This window comes from Kineosporia sp. A_224, assembly GCF_002198655.1.
Classification (GTDB): Bacteria; Actinomycetota; Actinomycetes; order Actinomycetales; family Kineosporiaceae; genus R-H-3.
The window spans coordinates 1-3,018 of the sequence record NZ_MWLN01000003.1; the positions used below are offsets into that span (position 1 = coordinate 1).

Here is a 3,018-nt window from a genome sequence, read left to right on the forward strand (position 1 = left end):
GTCCGGCCCGCGTCCCGGCCCGCGCCCCGCACCGCGGCAGGCCGGACGGGCCGGTGCCGCGGGTGCTGCGGGGGCGGGGGACGTCTTCACGCCCTTGGCGGCGAGCTCGGCGGGGAAGTCCTCGCGGAGCTTGCGGACGACGGGGGGCTCGACGGTCGACGACGCCGACCGGACGAACTCGCCCATCTCCTGGAGCTTGGCCATGACGACCTTGCTCTCGATGCCGAGCTCCTTCGCGAGCTCGTAGACCCGGACCTTTGCCACGACTCTCCTGTCTCGGTCCGGGCCATGGACAGGCGCGGACCGTTATTACGGCTGTGGGGCGTTCATCGGTGCGATCTCATCGGGTGCTCATCAGCGTCAGACCCGCTTCCGGTGAGGACGGTGACTGGTGGACGTGAACTTCCTGCGACGTACTCGGCGAGGGCCGTGGTGTCGGGCACTCCGCTCCGGCGCAGGGCCCGAGGGAACGCCCGACGGCGCTCGGCGAGGTCGAGGCAGCTGGTCACGGGGTGCAACGAGGCACCCCGGCCCGGCAGCCTGCGGTGCGGGTCCGGGACGACGGACCAGACACCGTCGACCTCGGCCGCGACCACTCGCAGCAGAACCGACCGGACATCTCGACCACGACATCCCACGCACGTCCGAACGGGCTCCACGAGGGAGCCCGAACCGTCCGGGGGTTGCCGAACCGCGACACCGGCCTCTGGCAGTCTAGCGCGTCGGGAGGCCCGGCTCTTCCCGGGTATCTGGCGCGCCGCGCCCGGGAGGTCACCCGACGTCACCGGGAATCGGCCGCCGCGTCGCTCACGACGTCGGGGCGGATGTCGATCCGCCAGCCCGTCAGCTTGGCCGCGAGGCGGGCGTTCTGGCCCTCCTTGCCGATGGCCAGCGAGAGCTGGTAGTCGGGGACGACGACCCGCGCCGACCGGGCCGCGAGGTCGACGACCTCGACCGAGGTGACCTTCGCGGGCGACAGGGCCGCGGCGACGAACTTCGCCGGGTCCTCGTTCCAGTCGACGATGTCGATCTTCTCGCCGTGCAGCTCGTTGACGACGGCGCGCACCCGCTGCCCCATCGGCCCGATGCAGGCACCCTTGGCGTTGACGCCCGAGACCGTCGTCCGGACGGCGACCTTGGAACGGTGCCCGGCCTCCCGGGCGAGCGCGACGATCTCGACCGTGCCGTCGGCGATCTCCGGGACCTCGAGCGCGAAGAGCTTGCGGACGAGGTTCGGGTGCGTCCGCGAGACCGTGATCGACGGCCCCTTCATGCCCTTGCGGACGCCCACGACGTAGCACCGCAGCCGGCTGCCGTGCGTGTAGCTCTCCCCCGGCACCTGCTCCGGGGGCGGCAGCAGCGCCTCGAGCGTGCCGAGGTCGACGTGGACCATCTTCGGGTCGGCGCTCTGCTGGACGACGCCGGAGACGATGTCGCCCTCGCGGCCGCGGAACTCCCCGAGGATCTGCTCGTCCTCGGCGTCGCGCAGCCGCTGCATGATCGTCTGCCGGGCGGTGGACGCGGCGACCCGGCCGAAGCCCTCCGGGGTGTCGTCCCACTCGCGGACGACGACACCGCCCTCACCGTGCTCCTGCGCCCACACGACGACGTGGCCGCTGAGGCGGTCGAGGACGACGCGGGCGTGCTGCTCCGCGCCCTCCGTCCGGTGGTAGGCGAGCAGGAGGGCCTGCTCGATCGTGCGCACGAGGACGTCGAAGGGGATCTCCTTCTCCCGCTCGAGCATCCGCAGCGCCGCCATGTCGATGTCCATCAGGCCTCCTCCCCGTCCTCGTCCGTGTCGTCGGTGTCGTCGGTGTCGTCGGTGTCGTCGTCCGCGAGTGGGACGACACCCCGGAGGGNTGTCGTCGTCCGCGTCGTCGACGAGGTCGTCGTCCGCGCCGCCGGGCTCGTCGGGCCGGTTGAACTCGACCTCGACCCGGCCCTTGCGCAGGTCGTCCCAGCCGAGCAGGCGGCCGTCGACGGTCACCCCGTCGTCCCCGGCCCCGGTGAGCCGGCCGGCGACCGTGCCGCCGTCCGCCAGGGTCACGGTGACGAGCCGGCCGCGGGCCCGCAGCCAGTGCCGCTTCTCGGTGAGCGGCCGGTCGACGCCGGGCGAGGTCACCTCGAGCACGTAGGGCGTCCCGCCCATGACATCGCTGCCGTCGAGCGCCTCGGACAGCGCCCGCGCGGCGCTCTCGACCGACTCGACGGGGACACCGCCGAGGACGTCGTCCGGGAGGTCGACGACCACGCGGAGCACCCGGCGGCGACCGGCGGGCGTCACGGTGACGTCCTCGAGGACGAGCCCCGCCGACGTGACCGCGGCTGCGGCGACCGCACGGACCTGGTCCGGCGTCGTCGTGCCCATCGGTGCCTCCTCGTGTGCTGTTGTCCGCTCGTTGCTGCGACGGGCCAGCCTACCGGGCGGGCACCGGCCCGGGTCACGGGCGTCGGCGGGGCCCGGCCCGTCGGGGCCACGGATCGTGGAATGATGCGCGACCGTGGGTGTCAGCAGCGGGGGCGGGGCGAGCGGACCGCTGCGCCGCACGGTGCTCACCGCCCTCCCCGCCGCCCTCGCGCTCGCCGCGCTCGCCGCCTGCACCTCGGACGGCTCGACACCGCGGCCGGACGGCTCCGACGGTCCGGACGGCGGGCCGCGGACGCCGTCCGTGGACGACGCCGCCCGGCTGCGGACGGTCGCGACGACCCGGGCGCTGCTCGCCGCGGTGACCGCCGCGACGAGCATCCCGGCGGCCCTGCGGACCGCTGTCGCCGACGACCACCGGGCGCACCTCACCGCCCTCGGCGCGACCGTCGAACCCCCGGCCGCGGGGCCGTCGTCCAGCTCTCCGGCGACGAGCGGGACCGCTCCTGCACAAGGACCTGCGCCGTCGCCGGGTCCGGCGCCGCGCGCGGTCGTCCGCGCCGAGGCGGCCGCCGCCTCGGAGGCGCTCGCGGACGTCGGCTCCGTCGGTCGCGCGGGCGACGAGGTCGGCGTGCGCCGCGCGGGCGGCCGCG

At 74.7% G+C, this 3,018-nt stretch carries 4 protein-coding genes and 1 pseudogene; 1 reads left to right on the forward strand and 4 read right to left on the reverse strand.

Features of this window, described 5'->3' with window-relative positions:
* From EDJALFJO_RS00040 to rimP, 4 genes and pseudogenes are all read right to left on the reverse strand, one after another.
* Positions 1 to 264 (reverse strand): translation initiation factor IF-2 N-terminal domain-containing protein (locus tag EDJALFJO_RS00040; RefSeq protein ID WP_143448185.1); only part of this gene is annotated, 264 nt, incomplete at its 3' end.
* 62 nt (positions 265 to 326) lie between these two features.
* Positions 327 to 785 carry a YlxR family protein gene (locus tag EDJALFJO_RS00050; protein WP_369812471.1) on the reverse strand — a complete coding sequence of 153 codons (459 nt, stop codon included), beginning with the start codon at positions 783 to 785 and terminating at the stop codon, positions 327 to 329.
* Positions 782 to 1,771 (reverse strand): transcription termination factor NusA, encoded by a 990-nt coding sequence (nusA, locus tag EDJALFJO_RS35270; RefSeq protein ID WP_233149592.1) that lies wholly within the window; start codon positions 1,769 to 1,771, stop codon positions 782 to 784. The genes EDJALFJO_RS00050 and nusA overlap by 4 nt, the downstream gene beginning before the upstream one ends.
* A gap of 89 nt (positions 1,772 to 1,860) precedes the next feature.
* Positions 1,861 to 2,368: pseudogene (gene rimP / locus EDJALFJO_RS36185) on the reverse strand (ribosome maturation factor RimP); the annotation flags it as partial.
* A 133-nt stretch (positions 2,369 to 2,501) separates the two neighbouring features.
* Here rimP and EDJALFJO_RS33135 point away from each other — a divergent pair.
* Positions 2,502 to 3,018, forward strand: a 517-nt coding sequence (locus EDJALFJO_RS33135; protein WP_143448187.1) for a hypothetical protein, incomplete at its 3' end; no start/stop codon positions are given.

What these genes read in the sequence shown, in the direction of transcription:
- nusA (WP_233149592.1), bottom strand. Translation starts at nt 1,771, where the DNA reads ATGGACATCGACATGGCGGCGCTGCGGATGCTCGAGCGGGAGAAGGAG.